This is a genomic window from Elusimicrobiota bacterium (assembly GCA_016721625.1).
Lineage (GTDB): Bacteria > Elusimicrobiota > Elusimicrobia > FEN-1173 > FEN-1173 > JADKHR01.
On sequence record JADKHR010000001.1, the window covers coordinates 2465975 to 2485824 of the forward strand.

19 protein-coding genes and 1 other RNA gene are annotated in these 19850 nt (G+C 62.0%); all 20 read left to right on the top strand.

The window, feature by feature from the left end; all coding sequences use genetic code 11:
- Positions 1-11 precede the first annotated feature (11 nt).
- The 20 genes from rnpB to IPP35_10900 all read left to right on the top strand — a co-directional run bounded on the left by rnpB (position 12) and on the right by IPP35_10900 (position 19849).
- An RNA gene (gene rnpB / locus IPP35_10805) (RNase P RNA component class A) lies at positions 12-432 on the top strand.
- Between the two features lie 62 nt (positions 433-494).
- A complete protein-coding gene (locus IPP35_10810) occupies positions 495-2123 on the top strand; it encodes a glycosyltransferase family 39 protein (protein ID MBL0059570.1) in 1629 nt (542 codons plus the stop codon).
- 56 nt (positions 2124-2179) lie between these two features.
- Positions 2180-3130, top strand: coding sequence for a response regulator (locus IPP35_10815; protein ID MBL0059571.1), 951 nt, complete (start codon positions 2180-2182; stop codon positions 3128-3130).
- Between the two features lie 103 nt (positions 3131-3233).
- Positions 3234-3974 carry an NAD(+)/NADH kinase gene (locus IPP35_10820; GenBank protein MBL0059572.1) on the top strand — a complete coding sequence of 247 codons (741 nt, stop codon included), beginning with the start codon at positions 3234-3236 and terminating at the stop codon, positions 3972-3974.
- Positions 3974-5659 carry a DNA repair protein RecN gene (gene recN / locus IPP35_10825; GenBank protein ID MBL0059573.1) on the top strand — a complete coding sequence of 562 codons (1686 nt, stop codon included), beginning with the start codon at positions 3974-3976 and terminating at the stop codon, positions 5657-5659. Before IPP35_10820 ends, recN begins: the two co-directional genes overlap by 1 nt.
- Before the next feature lie 10 nt (positions 5660-5669).
- Positions 5670-9245 carry a 2-oxoacid:acceptor oxidoreductase family protein gene (locus IPP35_10830; protein ID MBL0059574.1) on the top strand — a complete coding sequence of 1192 codons (3576 nt, stop codon included), beginning with the start codon at positions 5670-5672 and terminating at the stop codon, positions 9243-9245.
- A gap of 59 nt (positions 9246-9304) precedes the next feature.
- Positions 9305-9472 carry a hypothetical protein gene (locus IPP35_10835; GenBank protein MBL0059575.1) on the top strand — a complete coding sequence of 56 codons (168 nt, stop codon included), beginning with the start codon at positions 9305-9307 and terminating at the stop codon, positions 9470-9472.
- Between the two features lie 6 nt (positions 9473-9478).
- Positions 9479-10243: an energy-coupling factor ABC transporter permease gene (locus IPP35_10840; protein ID MBL0059576.1), complete on the top strand. Its 765-nt coding sequence runs from the start codon at positions 9479-9481 to the stop codon at positions 10241-10243.
- A 1-nt stretch (position 10244) separates the two neighbouring features.
- Complete coding sequence (locus IPP35_10845; GenBank protein MBL0059577.1) at positions 10245-10859, top strand: hypothetical protein; 615 nt, start codon at positions 10245-10247, stop codon at positions 10857-10859.
- Positions 10847-11614 (top strand): energy-coupling factor ABC transporter ATP-binding protein, encoded by a 768-nt coding sequence (locus IPP35_10850; protein ID MBL0059578.1) that lies wholly within the window; start codon positions 10847-10849, stop codon positions 11612-11614. The genes IPP35_10845 and IPP35_10850 overlap by 13 nt, the downstream gene beginning before the upstream one ends.
- Before the next feature lie 18 nt (positions 11615-11632).
- A complete protein-coding gene (locus IPP35_10855; GenBank protein MBL0059579.1) occupies positions 11633-12238 on the top strand; it encodes an N-acetyltransferase in 606 nt (201 codons plus the stop codon).
- 71 nt (positions 12239-12309) lie between these two features.
- A complete protein-coding gene (locus IPP35_10860) occupies positions 12310-12585 on the top strand; it encodes an HU family DNA-binding protein (GenBank protein ID MBL0059580.1) in 276 nt (91 codons plus the stop codon).
- Between the two features lie 3 nt (positions 12586-12588).
- Positions 12589-12885, top strand: a complete 297-nt coding sequence (locus IPP35_10865; GenBank protein MBL0059581.1) for a hypothetical protein — start codon at positions 12589-12591, stop codon at positions 12883-12885.
- Between the two features lie 62 nt (positions 12886-12947).
- Complete coding sequence (locus IPP35_10870) at positions 12948-14165, top strand: aminotransferase class I/II-fold pyridoxal phosphate-dependent enzyme (GenBank protein MBL0059582.1); 1218 nt, start codon at positions 12948-12950, stop codon at positions 14163-14165.
- Complete coding sequence (locus IPP35_10875) at positions 14162-15490, top strand: homoserine dehydrogenase (protein MBL0059583.1); 1329 nt, start codon at positions 14162-14164, stop codon at positions 15488-15490. Before IPP35_10870 ends, IPP35_10875 begins: the two co-directional genes overlap by 4 nt.
- Before the next feature lie 36 nt (positions 15491-15526).
- Positions 15527-16894, top strand: a complete 1368-nt coding sequence (locus IPP35_10880; GenBank protein MBL0059584.1) for an FAD-dependent oxidoreductase — start codon at positions 15527-15529, stop codon at positions 16892-16894.
- Entirely contained in the window at positions 16831-17226 is a 396-nt protein-coding gene (locus IPP35_10885) for a hypothetical protein (GenBank protein MBL0059585.1), read from the top strand. Before IPP35_10880 ends, IPP35_10885 begins: the two co-directional genes overlap by 64 nt.
- 48 nt (positions 17227-17274) lie before the next feature.
- On the top strand, positions 17275-18402 hold the full coding sequence (locus IPP35_10890) for an SDR family oxidoreductase (GenBank protein ID MBL0059586.1): 1128 nt from the start codon (positions 17275-17277) through the stop codon (positions 18400-18402).
- 29 nt (positions 18403-18431) lie between these two features.
- Entirely contained in the window at positions 18432-19493 is a 1062-nt protein-coding gene (locus IPP35_10895; GenBank protein MBL0059587.1) for a threonine synthase, read from the top strand.
- On the top strand, positions 19490-19849 hold the full coding sequence (locus IPP35_10900) for a hypothetical protein (protein ID MBL0059588.1): 360 nt from the start codon (positions 19490-19492) through the stop codon (positions 19847-19849). Before IPP35_10895 ends, IPP35_10900 begins: the two co-directional genes overlap by 4 nt.
- Position 19850 lies beyond the last annotated feature (1 nt).

Sequence of the window (19850 nt, forward strand, 5' to 3'; positions counted from 1 at the left end):
TCTTTCCTTTTTTCGATGGTCGGCGGATCGCCGCGGCGAAGAGGGCCGCGGAGGAAAGTCCGAGCTCCAGTGGGCAGGGCGCTTCCTAACGGGAAGGCGGGGGTCGGCGTTTCCCTCGACGGAAAGTGCCACAGAGAACAGACCGCCGAACGGCGCCGCGAGGCGCGCGTGGCAAGGGTGAAAACGAGAGGTAAGAGCTCCCGTTCCTCCGTCGAGAGACGGGGGAAGGCAAACCCCGCCTGGAGAAAGGCAAGAGTGAGAGGCCCTGGACGTAGGGGGACTGGCCCGGTCCCGTCGCCTTCGGGCGCGTCTCTCAGGTCGCCGCTTGAGCCCGTTCGCGAGAACGGGCCCAGAGGAATGATCCGTCAGCCGGACCGGGGTTTTCCCCCGGCTCCCGGTGGACAAAACTCGGTGTACAGGCCATCGCAAACGCCGCATGGGGCCGCTGGTCGCCAAACGACCAGCGGCCTCTTCTTGTTTTCTATAATGAATCCGTGAAACTCAAAGTCCCGCCCCTGGTTTGGATTTTCCTCCTCCCCATCGTTCTGGGCGCGCCTTTCGTGGGGCGGGCCTATTTCGTCGACGACCACTATCACATGCTGATGGCCATCGGAACCTTGGATCATCCTCTCCGGCCCTACGATTTCAAAGCGGACGACGACGGGGTCGATCATGCGGGATGGGAACGCGGCCAGCCGCCCCGCATGGTCAACCCCCCCTTGCACCATTACCTTCTGGGCCTGTTCTGGAAGCTGGGCGGGGGGCGGCTGTGGGTGGTGCGGCTTCTCTGTCTTTTACTATCGGGGGGGGCCGCGGTCTTCATTTACCGGCTGGCGGCCCGGCTTAATTTCCCCCCCGTTCCGGTGACCGTTCTGTCTGTCCTCACCCCCGCCTTTTGGCTCACGTCCTATGCGCTCATGATCGATGCCACCCTCCTCTTCTTTTTCCTGGGGGCGCTTTGGGCCTGGGTGGAGGGTCTCCGTCGGCGTTCGACCGGATGGCTGATCGTGTCGGGGCTTGCCATGGGGCTCACTCTCCTCACCAAATACACGGGCGCGATGCTTCTTCCGGTCGCCGCTCTTTATTGGTGGACCGATCGCGAGAGCGGCCGCCGTTGGACCCCTTGGCTGACGTTCCTTTTGCCCCTGGCGATATTCGCCCTCTGGAGCGGGTGGAACGTGGCCACCTACGGCGCCGTCCATCTCACCGAATCGTCTAAAAGGGTGATGCAAACCTTCACTTGGGGACACGTCTTGATTTTTCTCACGTTTTTGAGCGGGGTCTTTCTTCTCCCGCTGGTGGGTTGGGTGGAAGTGGGGAATAGGCGGAAAACGCTTTTGGCTATTTTGGCCGCGCTCCTCCTGGCCTTTTTTCTGGAGGGGCCCCGCGGCGGGTTCAGTCGATTTGAGTCCTTGACCCTGGCCGCCCTGTCGGTGGGGGGAGCGCTCTTTCTTTGGGCCGTAATCAAGGTTTTGCGCGGGGTGCGGCATCCCTCCGATTTCTTCCTTTTCGGTTGGCTGGCGATCGGAACCGTTCAGATGGTCTACGTCATGCAATGGGTCGCCGCCCGCTATTACCTGACCCTTCTGGTCCCGGTCGTTTTCCTCAGCTATCGTCTCTGGCAGGAGCGGTTTTCCTTTTCCCCCGTTCGGTTGACCCGTCGGTGGGGCGGGGCCGCCGTGACGCTCTTTTTGTTCAGCCTGGGCCTCGGCGCGGGAGATTATTTTCAAGCGGAGACGAGCCGCCTCATCGCCCGGGACGCGACGCGGGACGGGTTGTTGTCGACGGGCCGGCGGGGATTTTTTCTTGGGGATTCCTTCACCTCCAGCTATTTGAAAACGGTGGGGTGGCGACCGGCTTTCAAGGACACGCACATGGTTCCGGGAGACCTGGTCCTCCAACAAGAAGTGATTATGCCTCCTTGGTGGTACCGCGCCGAAACCCATCGCCGCCGGCCTTTGGCGGTCTATGAATATACGTCCCGCTGGCCGCTCCGGGTCATGGACAACAAAGGCTCCGCCGGGTTTTACGCGTCGGCCTGGGGCGCTCTGCCCTTCACGTTCACGCGGGGGCCGCTGGAACGGTATACCCTTTACGAGATCCTCCCGGAGACTCCCCGTTGAGCCCCTCCGTCGAATCTTGTATCATGGGTTCTATGCCCGTCCTTTCGGCTGGTGATTTGACCATCCTGATCGCTGACGATGACCGTTACGCCCAGAAGGCTCTGGAAACGTTGTTGAGCGTCGAGGGGTTTCGGGTGATCACCGCTCAGGACGGTCAGGAAGCGCTCGAGCGGATTCAGGAATCCGCCCCCGATCTTTGCATCATCGATTTCGACATGCCCCGCTTGAACGGTCTTGAAACTTGCCGACGAATTAAGAACCAGCACGAAACCCGCCTCCTGCCCGTCATCATGGTGACCGGTCTTCTCCCCGAGAACGAGAAGGTTCGCGCCCTCGAAGCCGGGTGCGACGATTTTCTTCCCAAACCCTACGAGCAGGACGCGCTTTTGACACGGGTCCGGTCCTTGTTGAGAATCAAAACCTTGACCGATGAACTGGAGGACGCCGAAGCGATCCTGATGACTCTCGTCCGCACCATCGAGGCCAAGGACCGCTATACCCTGGGCCACGCCGACCGGGTGGGCCGCTACGCCGTCATGCTGGGCCGGGCTTTGGGGTGCAACGCCTTTGAGTTGGAAACGCTCCGGAAGGGCGGCATGCTTCACGACATCGGCAAGCTCGGAATCCCGGACGCGATTCTCCAAAAGGCCGGACCGCTGGACGACGCGGAATGGGAAATCATGCGCAAACACGCGGTGGTCGGCGGTGAGATCTGCCAGCGGTTGAAAAGTTTGGAAGGGATCCTTCCCATCATCCGCCACCACCACGAGTGTTTGGACGGGACCGGGTATCCCAGCGGGTTCAAGGCCGCTCAAATTCCCAAGTTGGTTCGCATCGTGAACGTGGTGGACATCTACGACGCCCTCACCTCGCGCCGGAGCTACAAAGAGGCCTATTCCATCGACAAAACCTTCCAGACCTTGTGGGAAGAAGTGGAGCGTGGCTGGTGGGACGGAGACATCGTACAGGTTTGGGAAGAGATCGTGAGACGGGAGGGCGCGGGATAGCCAATCTCCCGCCTCTGTGAACGCTCGACGCCGTACGGCGCTTCCCTTCGCGGTCGCGCTCTTCCACAACCCGCAAATTCCCGCCGCACGGAAAGCGAAGCAAATGCTTCGACGCTGGCTGTCCTCCCTGGGCGTTCGGGTTCTTGGATCGGGCCAGGTCTCGCGGGCGGGGGCGGTGGTTTCGTTGGGGGGGGACGGCACGCTGTTGGCGGCCGCTCGGCGCGCCGCTCCGCTGGGCGTTCCGGTGTTGGGGGTCAACCTCGGTCGGCTCGGTTTTCTCACCGCGACGGATGTGCATCGGGTGCGCCCCGTTCTGAAAAAACTTTTGGCCGGGCGTTTGACGATCACGAACCGGATGATGTTGGAGGTCGTTCCTCCCCGGGGCCCGGGCCGGGCCGTGGTCAACGATTGCGTGATTCAAGGGGCCGCTCCCGGCCGGGTGGTACGCCTTTCCGTGAGCGTGAACGAGGAGCCCCTCGGGACCTACGTCGGGGACGGGTTGATCGTGGCCACGCCCACGGGGTCCACCGCTTATTCCTTGGCGGCCGGGGGACCGATCGCTTGCCCGGAAATGGATTTGATTTTGCTCACGCCGATTTGCCCGCACAGCCTGAGCCAGCGGCCTGTCTTGATTCCTCCGGAAAGCGTGGTGGAGGTGCGGCTGGAACCGCGCCATCCCGGGGAAAAAATAGTCGTTTCGCTGGACGGAAGGGAGCCCTTCACGCTGGGGCGCGGGGAACGGGTTCTGGTCCGCCGCCATCGGGAGAGGCTTCAGATTCTTTCCGAGCGGGACCACGCCTTTTTCGGGGTCTTGCGGGAAAAATTTTTGTGGGGAGAGCGCTGATGCTCGTGGAAGTGGCCGTAAAAAATTTCGCACTGTTGGAAGATCTCCGGCTCGAGCTCGGACCAGGGCTGGTGGCTCTCACGGGCGAGACGGGCGCGGGCAAAAGCCTTCTCTTGGACGCCCTGGGCCTGGCTCTGGGGCGGCGGGCGGAGACGGCCCAAATTCGCCGGGGGGCGGAGCGGCTGTCGGTTTCCGCGCGCTTTCAGGGTCTCGGGCGGCGGCTAAAAACGCTTTTAAAAGAAATCGGTCTGGGCGAAGAGAAGGACGAGGAATTGGTTCTTCGCCGCGAAGTCGACGCCGCGGGGAAGTCCCGGGCCTTCGCCAACGACCATCCGGTCAATTTGGCGACCTTGGGTCGGCTTGGCGAACTTCTGGTTTCGGCCCACGGCCAAAGCGATCAGCAATTGCTTTTGAAACCCGCGGAACAGCGGGATCTCCTGGACTCTTTTGGGGGCCTGGAAGAGGTTCGCCGGTCGGTGGAACGGTCCCACGCCGGTTGGCGGGAGTGCGCGGCCGAACGGGACGCCCTGACGCTTTCCGAGCAGGAGCGGGCCCAACGATTGGACCTATATCGCTTTCAGAAGCGAGAGTTGGAGGCCGCCAACGTTCGCCCGGAAGAGGAGGCGGAGTTGGAAACGCTCCTCCCCCAGCTGAAGAACGCCGACCGGCTCAAATCTTTGGCCCAGGAGGCCCACGGCTTTCTTCACGCGCAAGAGTCCTCGGCCACGGACCTTGCGCGGCGCGTGCAACGGGAGGTGGAATCTTTGAAAGCCCTCGGGGCGCCTCTCGCCGAGGTATCGGACCTGCTGGACACCGCCGTGGTTAACATGGAGGAGGCGGCCCAACAGTTGGAAGGTTTTTTCGTCGGGATCGACGCGGATCCCGCCCGGTTGGAAGAGGTCCTTTCGAGGTTAGATTTGTTGGGGAAACTGAAACGAAAATACGGGCCGACACTGGCGGACGTCGCCGCCTACCGGGCCCGGGTGTCCGAGGAGTTGGATCGGTTGGACCATCTGGAAGGAAAAAGCGCGGACATCGCCCGTCGATTGGCGGAGGCGGAGGCGGAACTGGCGCGGCAGTCGGCCGTCCTGTCGGAAGGTCGTCGGAAAGCGGCGAAAAGATTGACGACGGCCGTGCAGAAGGATTTCAAGGAGGTCGGGCTTCCCCACGCGGCGTTCGTCGTGGACGTTCAGAGCGAGGAGGGCCGGTTCACCTCCACCGGGGCGGACCAGGTTCAGTTTTTTTTCGCCGCCAACCCGGGGGAAGGGCAAGCGCCGCTGGCCGAGACGGCGAGCGGCGGAGAACTGTCCCGGGTTATGCTCGCCATTGAAAGCGTGTTCGCCCGGGCGGACAACGTTCCCGTGCTCATTTTTGATGAGATCGACGCGGGCGTCGGGGGAAGTTTGGGGGGCGTGCTGGGGAAGAAATTAGCCGCTTTGGGCCGGGGGCGCCAGGTGCTTTGCGTCACCCATTTGGCCACGATCGCCGCCTGCGCGGACGCCCATTGGACCGTGGAAAAAGAAATCAAGGGCGACCGAACCCGCGCAAATCTGCGCCGGCTTACCGAAGCGGAACGGCCGGCCGAGATCGCCCGGCTCTTCGGCTCCGCTCCCGGGGCGGACACGAGCCTCGGTCTTCGGCACGCCAAAGACCTCCTGGCCACGTCCAGGTACGAATCGATTTGACGGAGGATGTATGGATAAACGATTTCTGAAAGAAGATGGCATGGCGCCCTTCACGGGCAACGAATTGATTTTGAAAGGCGCCCTGGAGGGCGGGGCCGCGCTCATCACCGGTTACCCGGGGTCTCCCGTATCCGAGGTTTTTGACGCGGTCACGCGGGTCTCGGACCTTCTGGTGGAGAAGGGCATCGTGGCCCAGATGGCCAACAACGAGGGGCTGGCGGCCGCTCGGTTGAACGGGGCCCGCCTGGCCGATTTGCGCGGGGTGGCCATCATGAAATCCGTCGGCATGCACGTGGCCGCCGACGCGCTGGCCATCGGCAATCTCTCCGAGCCGCAAAAACCGGGCGGCGGAGCGGTCGTCATCGTGGGCGACGATCCCTGGAACGAAACCACCCAGATCAATTCCGATTCGCGGTTTTTGAGCCTGCACCTTCACATGCCGGTGATGGAACCCGCCACTTTCCAAGAATTGAAGGACTGGATCAAGGACGCTTTTGAATTGTCGGGCGCGGCGGACCTCTACTTGACCTACGTGGTTACCACCAACCAGGCGGACGGCGGCGGATCGGTTCGGTGCCGTCCCAACCTGTACCCCGCGCTGAACCACCATCAACGGACGACCCTCTCCTCCGCGCAAATGCCGGTGGAGCGGATGGTCATGATTCCGCCCCACACGTCGCTCCGGGAAGCGACCCTGCCCGCGCGTTTCGACCGTTTTTTGAAGGGCGTGAGGGACCGGGGGCTGAACCGAGTCGAGGGGCCCGCCGGCCGCGCCCCGTTGGGGTTCACGGCCTCGGGACTGTCTTACTGTTATCTGGTCCAAGCCCTTCGGGACCTGGGGTTGGAAGGTCGGTTCCCGGTTCTGAAATGGGGTGTCACCTATCCGTTGGACGAACCCCTCCTCACCGCGTTCGCCGCGCGGGTCGATCATCTCCTCGTCGTGGAGGAAAAGCGCGAATTTTTGGAGACGCAGATCATTCGCGCCCTCCAACGCGCCCACCAGGAGGGCCGCCTCGCTCGCTCCCCGGCCATCTGGGGCAAGAAATTTCCAGACGACAAGGACGGTCTGCCTTCTTTCCGAGGTCTGAACTCCTCCATGCTCGTGGAAAGGTTGGCTCCCGTCATCGAGACCCTGGCGCCGGAGGTTTATGGACCTTCCCGGAAAATCAGCGCGGGGGCCGTGGACCGGGTGCGGGCCGCCGGGGAGCGAAAGATCTCCATCCCCGTCCGCACGCCCACCTTTTGCCCCGGTTGTCCCCACCGGGATTCCTCCACCGTCACCAAGGCCTTGAAGAAGGATTTTCTGGACCCCGCCTTTATGCGGTCCCGTCACAAAAGCGAACCCATGGACGTTATTTTCCACGGGGAGTCGGGTTGCCATTCCATGCTTCAGTTCGAGCCCAACATCGGGCTCATGCAAGATTATTCCGGCATGGGATTGGGCGGCGGGACGGGCTCCGGCATCGCGCCGTTCATCAAAAACAAGCAGGTGGTGTTCCTGGGCGACTCCACTTTTTTCCATTCGGGCATGGTCGCGGTGTCGGACTCGATCAAGAACCATCAAGACATCACCTACATCATCCTCGAGAATAAAACCACGGCCATGACGGGCCATCAGCCCACCCCCGGAACGGGCGAGGACGTCATGGACCAAAAGACCTTCGCCCAGGACATCGAACAGCTGGTCCGAGGCATGGCGCGGGACGCCGTTCCCCTCTATCGCGTCAATCCGGCCTACCGGGAATCCTACCGGGCTCTGCTGGAAGAGGTGATCTTAAAAGACGGCGTCAAGGTGGTCATCGCCGATAAGGAATGCGGCATCACCTACCAACGTCGCGTCCGTCGCGAGAAAAAACGGGTGCTCCGCGAGCAGGGGTATCTCCCGGAGGAACGTTTCATCAACATCACGCCGGAGGTTTGCGAATTTTGCTTGGAATGCACCAACGCCACCGGTTGTCCCGGGCTGGCGATCGAAGAGACCTTGCATGGGCCTAAAATCATCACGGACAAATCCCTCTGCGTGGCCGACGGCGCTTGCGTGAAAGGCAAAGTGTGTCCGTCCTTTGAGGAAGTGATCGTGCGGCGGGAGCGCCCCGCCGGGGCCCTCCCGGGCGAATCGGCGACTCCGCTTCCGTCCCGACCGTCTCACCGGGTGGAAGACACGTGGTTCTGCTATACCGCCGGCGTGGGCGGCATGGGGTCCGGGGTGACCACGGGAATTTTGGTTCAGGCCGGGCTGATGGAGGGCTACCACGTCCTTTTCGCCGACAAAAAGGGGCTCGCCATCCGGAACGGCGGCGTTTACGGCCACGTGATCTATTCGAAGACCGAAAAAACATTCGCCCCGCTTGTTCCTTACGGGCGGGCCGACCTCTTGATCGGGATCGATATGTTGGAGGCGGTGCGGGGGCTGGACCCCAAGGTCAATCTGCGGGTCGCTTCGCCGGATCGGACCGCCGCCGTGGTCAACACCCACAAGATGCCCACGGTTAAAACGCTTCTCGGGAAAGACGATTTCTCCGTTCTGGGTCTGGAGACGTTCCTGAAGGCCGCGACCCGGGACTATCTGGGTCTGGATTTTTCCGCCATTTCGGAAACGTATTTCGGGAACCGTCTCTACGCCAACGTGCTTCTCTTGGGGGCCGCCCATGAACGGGGCCACCTCCCCGTGTCGGTGGAAAATCTGCGGAAGGCGATCGGTGTGATGGTCCCCTCCCAAGACCGGGACGAGAACCTGCGCGCTTTTGAGCTGGGCCGCCAAGCCGCCGCCCGGCCCGAGATGTTCGAGAGCTTTGCGCCCCATCTGCCAGGGTTCGCGGAGGTCCTGGAGGACCGCGCCGGTCTTCTCCAAAGGGCCCATCCCATCGTGGGTTCCCGTTGGTCCCGCGACTACCGTCGCCTGATGGAGGAGGCCCTGCGTTGGATGGATCTGCCGGAGGCCGCACGGGCGCGGCTGGCGCAATATGTGTACGACCTCATTCAGTGGGGGGGGCCGGCCTACGCGAGCCGTTACGTGACCCGCCTGTGGGGCGTCTACCGCAAAGATCAAAAGGAACGCGGGTGGCAGGCCACTCTTGCGGTGTTGGACAACCTCCATCGGGTCATGGCCATCAAAGACGAAGTGTATGTCGCCCATTTGTTGACCGGCGAGGAAAAACACCGGCGGGACCGGGCCCGCTACAACGTGAATGAAGAACGCGGCGACCGACTGGAATACGTTCACTTGAACCGGCCCAACTTCACGGTGATGGGCCGGAACATCCAGTTCGATTGGCGCTCTCGTCAATGGCAACTTCGCCTCATGAAACACCTGCGTTTCCTCCGACGGTTGATGCCGGGGTGGCACGCGGCGGAACGTTCGTTTCTCACCTGGTACGAGTTCCTGGTGGATGAATTCAATCTTTTTGCCGACGATGAAACGTACCGTCTCTACACGGAACTGTTGTGTTTGCCCGCGGAGGTCCGTGGTTACCGGGAAATCCGCGCTCCCAAAATGGACGCCGCCCGCCAGCGCGCCCAGGCCCTTCTCGCGCGAATCCGAGAAAGGAACGCCTCCCTCTCCCCGCTGGCGGTTCCCCGGCCGTAGTCCTTCGCCGGTTCCTCTTTGGCCTTTTAAACAATACCGCCTCCACCTGCCGAGGTCCCATGCACATTCCAGACGGTTTTATTGACGCGAAAACCATCGTTCTCACTTCGGTTCTGGCGGTGGCTGGAGTGGAGGGGCCCTGGTTCGCCTCCAACGGAACCTTCCCCAACGAAAATGCCCCTCCTGGGTCTTTCGGCGGCGTTCCTCTTCGCCGCCCAGATGCTTAATTCTTCGTGGCGGGAGGGACGTCGGGCCATTTGATCGGGGGGGCCTTGGCGGCGGTGTTGCTGGGGCCGAGCGCGGCCGTGATCGTCTTGTGTTCGGTGTTGGTCCTCCAATGTTTCCTTTTTGCGGACGGGGGAATCACGGCCCTGGGGGCCAACCTATTTAACATGGCGATTGTTTCCGTCGTCATGGCCGGGGTCGTTTACCGTCTCGTGGGGCGGGCGTTCCGAGGGACTTTTCGGGGGCGACTGGCCGCCACGGCCTTTGCGGCCTGGGTGTCCACCGTGGCCGCTTCCGTGGCGTGCGCGGGTGAACTGGCTTTTTCAAAAACGGTTCCCTGGCGGGTTGTTTTTCCGGCCATGGTCGGCGTCCACACGCTCATCGGCCTAGGGGAAGCCTTGATCACGACGTTGATCGTGGCGGCGGTGGTGCGGCTCCGGCCGGAACTGTGGACGGATGTCCCGGAATCGTCCTCGTGGGCCGCCGCCACGGACCTGGTCGTCGGTGGCCTGTTGACAGCCCTGGGGCTGGCGATTTTCGTGGCCCCCTTTGCCTGTGGTTGGCCGGACGGGCTTGAGAAAGTCGCTGATGCCTTTGGTTTTGACCGGGCCGCCGTCTCGGGGTGGATCCCGGCGCCCTGGCCGGACTACACGGTTCCGGGTGTTCCATCGGTTGTTTTATCCACCGCCTTCGCCGGTGTTCTGGGAACCCTGGCGGCTTTCGGGTTGGCCTATGGACTGGCGCGTTTCTTGACGCCGTTGGAGAAAAAATAAAATGCCGCTCCGCCCCTGTGATTCTCGTGGAGGGGCGGAGACTTTTCTCCATCGCTCTCCGGCCGCCGTCCCGTTGTCAGGCACGGTGGTTTTCGTGATTTTGACGGCGCTTCTGCCGAACCAGGCTTGGCCTTTCTTCCTGGGGGCGGGGGGGTTTTTGGTCGCTGTGGCGGCCTTGGCCCGGCTTCCTTTTGTTCCGCTCCTCAAACGGGTTCTCTGGTTGGAACCCTTCGCATTGAGCATCGCCTTCCTCTTGCTCTTTCAGCCGGGCGGCCTGGGCCTTTTTTTCGGCCGAATGGCCAAAAGCACGCTCTGTTTGGGCGCGGTGGTCCTGTTCTCCCAGATCACCTCCTTTACGGAAGTGTTAAAGGTCTTTCGCCGTTTTAGGGCGATGGGCCTGCTCGTCACCACCATCGCGCTCGCGCACCGGTATACGTTTGTGTTGACCGAAGAGATGACCCGTCTCCGGCGGGCTCGGCGCTGTCGAACGTTCGCCCGCTCCCGCCGGTCGGCCTGGGCGGGACTTTCGGGCGTGGCGGCCCACCTGTTTATTCGGTCGTCGGAACGGGCCGAGCGCGTTTATGGAGCCATGCGGGCCCGGGGGTGGAAAACGTGAAGGCGGTGGAGGTCGTCCACCTGTCCTACCGCTACGCGGACGGGCATGAGGCGCTCCGGGACCTCCATTTTTCCGTGGAAGCGGGCGCCCGCGTGGCTCTCATCGGACCCAACGGCGCCGGAAAATCCACCCTTCTCCAGCATTTAAACGGTCTCTTGCCCGAGGACCCTCCCTCTTCCCCCGCCGTTTCCATTTTCGGTCAGCCGATCTCCAAAGACCATGGGGCCAGGGTTCGTTCCCAGGTGGGACTCCTGTTTCAGGATCCCGACGACCAGTTGTTCTGCCCCACGGTTTTCGAGGACGTCGCCTTCGGTCCCGCCCAAGGGGATTTGTTGGAGGAGGACATCGCTTCCTTGGTGTCGCGGTCTTTGTCCCAAATGGGACTGGAAGGGTTTGAGAACCGCCTTCCCCATCATCTGAGCCACGGAGAAAAACGGCGGGTTTGTTTGGCGGGACTGTTGGCCTGCGATCCGAAAATCCTCGCCTTGGACGAACCGACCCGGGACCTGGACCCCCGGGGCCGCCGGGAACTCAAATCTCTGTTGGCCCGCCTGCCCATCACCCAAATCATCGCCACCCATGACCTGGAACTGGTGGTGGAACTCTGCTCCCAGGCGATCCTGATCGATCAAGGCCGGCTCATCGCCCAGGGCCCTCCGACGGACCTTCTTTCGGACGAAAAACTCATGCTCGCCCACGGACTGGAAAAACCCCACATCCTTCATCATCTCCATCCTAAGACTCTCGCCCAATAATGCTAGAATTCATTTTCCATGGTTAAAATTCGGCGGGCCAAAATCGGCGATGTGCGGGCCATGCACAGGCTTCTCGGGGTTTTTTCCGAGAGGCGGGAACTCTTGCCCCGGGCGATTTCGGAACTCTTTGAAAATCTCCAACAGTTCCATGTGGCCGAAGACAAAGGCCGCTTGATGGGGTGTTGCTCCCTGGCGGTCCAGTGGGACAATTTGGCGGAGGTCAAAGCCTTGGCGGTGGACCCGGATTATCAGGGCAAAGGCATCGGGCGGAAGCTCGTGAATTCCTGTCTGGCGGACGCCCAGGCCCTCGGCGTCACGAGGGTTTTCGCGCTCACCATGAAAGACGGTTTTTTCACGAAGATCGGATTTAAGCGCGTCGAGAAAAACTTCCTGCCCCATAAGGTCTGGACCGAGTGCGTCCGGTGCCCCTATTTTCCCGACACTTGCGTGGAAATCGCCATGGTCAAAGACCTCGGGGGGGTCCCGCCGCCTCCCGCCTTCAAGGCCGCCGATCTCCCCTCCGATGGGACCGTTCCCATCGAACCGGAGGGGTTTGCCCCGTTCCGCCTAAGCGCAAGTCCCGCTAAATTCAGCCTCACGGTCAGGGCGCTTCGCGCTTCTTGACAGGATGCTTTTCTTATCTAAAAATAAGGGCAAATAAGACGGCCGGGATAAAATTCGGATGGGGAGGCGCCATGAAAAAAACAGAACTTATTCAGAGGATTGCCCGGGACGCGAACATCACGCGCGCCCAGGCGGTCAAGGCCGTGAAATCGGCGGTGACCGTCATTCGGGAGACCGTTCAATCCGGCGACAAGATTTCGTTGACAGGGCTGGGTACTTTCAAGGTGAAAGCCCGAAAGGCCCGCCCGGGACGCAATCCGAAGACCGGGGAAACCATCGCCATTCCGGCGGGGCGTAAAATTTCTTTCAAACCCAGCCTTTCGCTGAAAAAGCTCGTCAAAGGGTAACCCTTGGCGGGCGGAAAGGAGCGGGTGGCCGTGGCCGGGCTGGCGAGGTTGGCGGCCTGGATTTTTTTTGTTTGGGGCGCTCTGGCGGTGGGCAAAGGGCTGTGGGACTGTTTCGGCGGCCAGCCCGAGACCAACTTTTTTTCACCGACTCCCTGGACCTTCATTTCCCGGGCTCAGTGGTTGCGCTACGCCGGGTTCGAATTGGCCTACGGCTTGGCCTGCGTCGGCGTGGGCCTTTCGGTGTGGACGGTCTCCCGGCGGCTCCCCGTTTGGATCGAACGGGCGACCAGCGACTTCTGATCCACTTTTTGTAATCCGACCCGCGAAGCGGGCGGCGACTCTGATGTCACCGAGGTCTTCCCATGGTTGAATGTTCCCAGAAACTTGAGCAATTGCCTCCCTATATTTTCACACGGATCAAGGCCCTGGCCGCGGAAGCCCACGGGCGGCGTTTGGACGTGATCGACCTCGGCATGGGAAATCCCGACCTGCCCACCCCCGCCCACGTGGTGGATCGGTTGGTGGATACGGTCAAGAACCATCCCCGCACGCACCGTTACCCCCAGGCCAAGGGCATGCCGAAGTTCCGGAAAGCGGTGACGAATTACATGGACCGCCGGTTCGGCGTCACGCTCAACCCCGACGAAAACGTGCTGGCTTTGATCGGATCCAAGGAAGGCATCGCCCACCTCTGCCAGGCTTACATGGACCCGGGTGATTTCGCGCTGGTGCCCGTGCCCAGCTATCCGGTGCATTCGAACGGTGTGATCTTGGCGGGCGGGAGAATCCATTATATGCCGCTCCGGCCCGAGAACGGCTATTTGCCCGATTATTCAAAAATCCCGGCCTCAGTGCTGAAACGCACCAAAATCATGTTTCTGAGCTATCCGAACAATCCCACGGCCGCCATCGTCGACGACCCGGAATTCTTTAAACAAACCGTGAAGTTCGCCGAAAAGCACGACATTCTGGTGGCCTACGACAATCCCTATTGCGAGATCACCTTCGACGGATACGTGGCCCCGAGTTTCTTGGAGACGCCGGGGGCCTCGGAAGTGGCCTTGGAATTCCACAGTTTCTCCAAGACCTACAACATGGCGGGCTGGCGGATCGGCTGGGCCTGCGGCAAAAAATCGCTTTTGGCGCCGCTGGAAAAATACAAGGCGTTCGTGGACTATGGGGTGCCCACGTTTCTCCAACTGGCGGCCGTGGCCGCCCTGGAAGGGCCCCAGGACTGTGTCAAACAGATGGTGGCGACCTACCAACGCCGGAGAAACTATTTCGTTGGGGAGCTGAACAAAATGGGCTGGCCCGTCACCTCCCCGCGGGCCACCATGTACGTGTGGGCGCCGCTTCCGGACGGGTGGAAAGCCAAGGGGTCCCTGGCCTTTGCCGAGGAGTTGGTGAAAGAAACCGGGATCGTGGTCACCCCGGGCATCGGGTTCGGCCCCGAAGCCGAAGGCTATGTCCGGATGTCGCTCGTCACCCACGACGACCGGTTTTACGACGCGGTTCTTCGCCTGCGGAAATTCCTTCGCAAAGGCAAATCGGTTAAATCCGCCCGGTCCGTTCCGGCATGAAAAACGGCGCCGTCCAAATCGGACTGGTGGGCTACGGGGTGGTGGGGAGCGGCGTGGTCCGCCTCTTCCAAAAAAACCTCGAGATTTTGGAGGCCAAGGCGGGCACCCGGCTCCAACTCGCCTGGGTGGCCAGCCGTCGCAAGAAACCGCTGTCCCCCATCGGAGGCGAGCGGCCCCGGTTCACCAAAGACTGGCGCGAAGTGGTGGGGGATCCCGCTGTCGACATCGTCGTGGAATTGATCGGCGGGGACGAACCGGCCCGCACGGTGATTCTTTCGGCCTTGAAGGCCGGCAAGCAGGTGGCCACGGCCAACAAAGCCGTGTTGGCCCGCCATTGGGGTGAAATTTTCAATACGGCCCAGGCCACGCGGGGTCTGGTTTATTTCGAGGCCGCTGTGGGCGGGGGAATCCCGGTGGTTCAGGGATTGAACGAGGGCCTGGCGGCCAATCGGATCCAACGGCTTTACGGGATTGTGAACGGGACGACGAATTACATCCTGACCCGGATGACGGAAGAAGGGCTTCGTTTTTCCGCCGCGTTGAAAGCGGCCCAGGCCGCCGGGTTTGCCGAGGCGGACCCCTCCTTCGACATCGATGGGGTGGATGCCGCCCACAAGTTGGCGATTCTCGCCTCTCTGGCCACCGGCGGCTGGGTGCGGGTGGAAGATGTTCACCGGGAAGGGTTGACGGGTTTGGATTTGTGGGACATCAAATTTGCCCGTCGCCGGCTGGGGCTCGTGGCCAAATTTCTCGCCTCGGCGGACATCGACGGGAATTCGGTGTTCGCCCGGGTTCAGACGACCTTGATTCCGGAAAACCACCCCTTCGCTAACGTCCGGAACGAATACAACGCTGTCGTCATCCACGGCGACGCCGTGGGGGACGTCATGTTCTACGGCAAAGGCGCGGGCGCCATGCCCTCGGCCAGCGCGGTGGTTTCCGACGTTTTATACCTGGCCCGCCAGGTGGCGGGCGGTATGGCCGGGCGGCTCCCCTACGTGATGTTCGACGGGAAAAAGAAGTTGGACATTTTGGAGTCCCGGGATCGTCGGCTTCGCCACTATCTTCGTTTCAGCGCCGTGGACCGAGCCGGGATCTTAGCGGCCGTGACCCGGCTCCTGAGCCAGCATGAAATCTCCATCGCCTCCGTGCATCAAGAGGACAACTCGGTGTCCGAAACCGATGTCGTCAAGAAATCCGTCCCGATCGTCATCGTGACCCACGATGCCCCGGAGGGAGCGATCCAGGCCGCCATGAAGGAGTCCCGCCGCATTCGAGGGCTCTCCCGCCAACCCGTCCATCTTCGCATCGATTCGCTCGGATAAGCGCCCCTCGTTATGCCGGCGGAAGGAGAATCCTTTATGAGTGAATCCGTCGGAACAGAGTGGGCCGCGGGGTTGGACGTCCTTCGGGAAATCGTGGGGAAGGCCCATGTGGTCGTCGACGCGCAGGAAGTGGAGCGGCGCGCTCGATGCCTGATCCCTTCCGTGCGGCGCCCCTCCGCCTTTGTTTACCCCTCCGACGTCGACCAATTAAAAAAGATCGTGAAGGCGGCCCTGGACCACCATCTCGCGCTTTGGCCTTGCGGGAAGGGCAAGAACTGGGGCTACGGCTCCGCCTCCCCGGCGCGGGACGGCGCGGTGGTCCTCGTTCTGGAACGAATGAACCGCATTGTGGAGGTGAACGAAACCATGGCCTACGCCGTGGTGGAACCGGGGGTCACCTACCGGCAACTGCACGCTCACTTGAAGGAACGCGGGGTCCGGCTGTGGCTGGATTGCACCGACGGTCCTGCCGACGGCAGCGTCATGGGGAACGCCCTGGAACGCGGGATCGGGGAAACCCCCTACGGGGACCATTTCGAAAAAATTTGCGGGATGGAAGTCCTTTTGGCGGACGGGAGCCTGGTTCGCACCGGCGGGGGCCCTCTTCAGGGCTACAAAACCTGGAACACGTTTAAATGGGGGGTGGGCCCCTACCTCGAGGGGCTCTTCAGTCAATCCAACTTCGGCATCGTGACTCAAATCGGCATCTGGCTCATGCCGGAACCGGAATGTTTTCAGTCCTGCCTTTTCGAGTTGAAACGGGAAGAGGATTTTCCCGCCCTCATCAATGAAATACGCCATTTGTCCTTCGCGGGGGCCCTGCAAAGCAAAATCCACCTGATCAACGACGTGACCACCTTTGGCATCGTGGCGGACGATCCCCGCGACCTGTTGGATGGGGCCCCTTGCTTGTCGGAAGAACGCCGGGCGACGTTGCGCCGTCGGTTCAATATCGCTCCCTGGACCTTTGGGGCGGGCCTCTACGGCACCACCGCCCAGGTGCGGGCCGCCCGTTCGTTGATCAAAAAACGACTGGGACCCTACGGCCGCCTCTGGTTTTTGGGGGAGGCGAGCTGTCGCTGGATCCAGCGGTTTTCGGGTCTGTTGAGAAAATGGCGGGACCTTCCCCGTGGACGGGCCTGGGCCGACAAGTTGTCCATGCTGATATTTCGGAAACCCCTGCCCTGCGTGGAAGCTTTGCCGCACATGCACGCCATCGAGAAAGGCTACCCCAGCGACTATTTCGTGAAACATGCCTACATGAAACGGCGCGGCGCAAAACCGTCCGATGACGACATCGATCCCGCCCGGGACCATTGCGGCGGGATTTGGGCGGGATCGTGGTGTCCTTGGAAGGGGAGGAAGTCCGCCGGGTGGTGGAACACTGCCGAACCCTGGCCTTGAAAAAGAAACTGGACATCAATTTCGCCCTCATGGTGGCGACGGCCAGGTCCGTCATCATTTTGACCTCTCTTTTTTACGACAAAACCGACGCCGACGAAACGGAACGCGTTCACGCCCTCTACAATGAAATCTCCGAAACCACCCAGTCCCAGGGCTATCAACAGTACCGCACCAGCACGGGGTTCATGGACCGAATATTTTCGAACGCGCCCGAGTTTCTCCGTCTGGCCAACCGGATCAAGGGCGTTCTGGACCCGGACAATATTTTCGCTCCCGGAAAATACGGCATCGACCCGGCCGTTTCACCCACCCGGAGGCCCAATGCCCCATAAACCTTTCTTTGGTTGGAGGGAAGGGTTCTCGGTGGAAGAGCCCGTTTGGTGAAGACTGTCCTTCTCACAGGCGGGGCGGGGGCCGTGGGGAGCGCGGTGGTTCCCGAGTTGCTGGGCGATCCCGACCTGCGCTTGATCCTATTGCTTCGTCCCGCCCCCGGCCGTTCCGTGCCCGAGCGGCTGGAGGAGCTGAAAACCTTTTGGAGGACGTACGGGCTTGGGGAACCCGTCTGGGGAAGGGTGGAGATCCTTTCGGGAGATGTCTCTCAGGAACGGTTGGGCATCGCGCCGGGGCCCTACGCCCAGTTGGCGGACCGCGTGACGCACATCGTTCACGGGGCGGCCCAGGTGAAGGTCAATATGTCGGCGGAGGAGGCGCGCCGAAGTTCGGTGGCCACCACGGTGCACATCCTCACTTTGGCCCGGGAGGCCCGGGCGCTGGAGAAACTCGAATATCTGAGCACGGTGGGCGTGGCGGGGACCCTCCAGGGGCGGATCGAGGAACGACGCCTCCGGGAACCGCGCGAGTTTCACAACACCTACGAATCCTCCAAGGCGGAAGCCGAGGAATTAGTGTGGGAGGCCATGGAGCAAGGGCTTCCCGTGACGATCCATCGCCCCAGCATGGTCGTGGGCGATTCCCGGACGGGGAGGACGCTCCACTTTCAGGTGTTTTATCATCTGGCGGAATTCTTGAGCGGTCGGGTCACGCTCGGATGGGTTCCCCGCCTGCCGAGTTTTCGGCTGGACGTGGTGCCCAACGATTATTTGGCTCGCGCCATCTCGGCGTCGGTTCGGAACCCGGCGTGGGCGGGCCAGGTTCTCCATCTGGCCGCCGGACGGGAGGGGTCCTGGCCCCTGGAGCGGTATGTGGCGGTTCTCCCGGGTTTGCTGACCGCGGCGGGTCTCCCGACGCCCCGGCCCCATCGATTGCCCTGGGGACTCTTTCGCGCCCTGGTCCCTCCGCTCGCTTGGATCGGACCAGCCCGTCGAAGAAAAGCCTTTCGCCACCTGCCCCGGTTTTTAAGTTATCTGAACGAAGACATCTATTTCGACAACCGAAACGCCCGCCGGTTGCTGGAACCCGCCGGCGTCCTCCTGCCGGATCTGTCCGATGATCTTCCCCGCGTCATGGCCTTTTACGCCGCCCACCGGCCCGTTCGCGGGAAAAAATGAGATAATCTCCCTCTGTCCGTTCCACGCCCATGCCCCGACACGGATTGATCCATCGCTATCGCGCCCTTTTGCCTGTCACGGATAGGACGCCCGTGATCTCTCTCCACGAGGGGGACACGCCTCTCCTCCCTTCCTGCCGCCTGGCCGAATGGGCGGGAGCGCCCAACGTCCGGCTCTTTTTGAAATACGAAGGGCTGAACCCCACGGGATCCTTTAAGGACCGCGGCATGACGCTGGCCATTTCCAAAGCGGTGGAGGCCGGGTCCAAGGCGGTGATCACGGCGTCGACGGGCAACACCTCGGCGTCGGCGGCCGCCTACGCGGCGCGGGCGGGCCTGCGGTGCGTGGTCTTGATCCCGGACGGCCAAATCGCTCTCGGGAAATTGTCCCAGGCCTTGATCCACGGCGCGGACGTTTTCGCCGTTCAAGGAAATTTCGACGACGCCCTGGCCATGGTTCGCCGGGTGGGGGAGGCGACCCCCATCACGATCGTCAACTCCATCAACCCCCACCGCATCGAGTGCCAGAAAACCGGCGCCTTCGAGATCGTCGACGAGTTGGGCGAGGCCCCGGACTACCACTTCATTCCCGTCGGCAACGCCGGAAACATCACGGCCTATTGGAAAGGCTACGTGGAATACCGGGCGCTGGGCAAGAGCCGGGGACTTCCCAAAATGATGGGGTGGCAAGCCGATGGGGCCGCGCCGATTGTCCGGGGGGAACCGGTGAAAGATCCCAAGACCATCGCCACCGCCATCAAGATCGGGAACCCGGCCTCTTGGAAGGGCGCCCTGGCGGCCCGGGACGAATCGGGGGGCGTGATCGGGGCGGTCTCAGACGATGAAATTTTGGCCGCTTACCGGGCCCTGGCGAGGGAAGGGGTGTTTTGCGAACCGGCCAGCGCGGCTTCCTTGGCCGGGTTGAAAAAGTTCGCCGGGCAGAACCCCGATTTCGCCCGCTCGTCGGCCACGGCGGTCTGCGTTTTGACGGGGCACGGGTTGAAAGATCCGGAACGGGCCATCGCCCTGGCTCCCAAGCCAAAATCCGTCGCCGCCACCGTCGAGGCGATCCGCGGGGAACTGGGAATTTGAAAGCCCGTCGGCTCGAACGGTTGATGTTGGCCGCGGTGTTTGTTCTTTTCGGGCTCACGCTCTGGCGCTGGGGGGGACAGGGCCCTATCCCCTGGACCCGGTCCGCGATTTTTTTTCCGGGGGGATTGTTGATCCTGGCGGCGCTCAATGTTCATCTTCGGGCCAAGGGGCTGGCGTGGGGCGTTTTTTCCTTGGCTTTGGTGTCGTGTTTTATTGTCGTCGGGACCTGGGTGGTCGCGGATCGCGCCTGGGCGGGGTTGCCGACCATGGATTTTTTTCGGGCGAGCGCGCTTTATGGGTTCTTGGCCGCCGCCGCGCTGTTCCAACTTCGCGTGGGATCCAGTGAAAGGGGTTAAA

What these genes read in the sequence shown, in the direction of transcription:
- IPP35_10875 (MBL0059583.1), top strand. Translation starts at nt 14,162, where the DNA reads ATGAAAAACGGCGCCGTCCAAATCGGACTGGTGGGCTACGGGGTGGTG.
- recN (MBL0059573.1), top strand. Translation starts at nt 3,974, where the DNA reads ATGCTCGTGGAAGTGGCCGTAAAAAATTTCGCACTGTTGGAAGATCTC.
- IPP35_10895 (MBL0059587.1), top strand. Translation starts at nt 18,432, where the DNA reads ATGCCCCGACACGGATTGATCCATCGCTATCGCGCCCTTTTGCCTGTC.
- IPP35_10855 (MBL0059579.1), top strand. Translation starts at nt 11,633, where the DNA reads ATGGTTAAAATTCGGCGGGCCAAAATCGGCGATGTGCGGGCCATGCAC.
- IPP35_10845 (MBL0059577.1), top strand. Translation starts at nt 10,245, where the DNA reads ATGCCGCTCCGCCCCTGTGATTCTCGTGGAGGGGCGGAGACTTTTCTC.
- IPP35_10835 (MBL0059575.1), top strand. Translation starts at nt 9,305, where the DNA reads ATGCACATTCCAGACGGTTTTATTGACGCGAAAACCATCGTTCTCACT.
- IPP35_10820 (MBL0059572.1), top strand. Translation starts at nt 3,234, where the DNA reads ATGCTTCGACGCTGGCTGTCCTCCCTGGGCGTTCGGGTTCTTGGATCG.
- IPP35_10860 (MBL0059580.1), top strand. Translation starts at nt 12,310, where the DNA reads ATGAAAAAAACAGAACTTATTCAGAGGATTGCCCGGGACGCGAACATC.
- IPP35_10880 (MBL0059584.1), top strand. Translation starts at nt 15,527, where the DNA reads ATGAGTGAATCCGTCGGAACAGAGTGGGCCGCGGGGTTGGACGTCCTT.
- IPP35_10830 (MBL0059574.1), top strand. Translation starts at nt 5,670, where the DNA reads ATGGATAAACGATTTCTGAAAGAAGATGGCATGGCGCCCTTCACGGGC.
- IPP35_10870 (MBL0059582.1), top strand. Translation starts at nt 12,948, where the DNA reads ATGGTTGAATGTTCCCAGAAACTTGAGCAATTGCCTCCCTATATTTTC.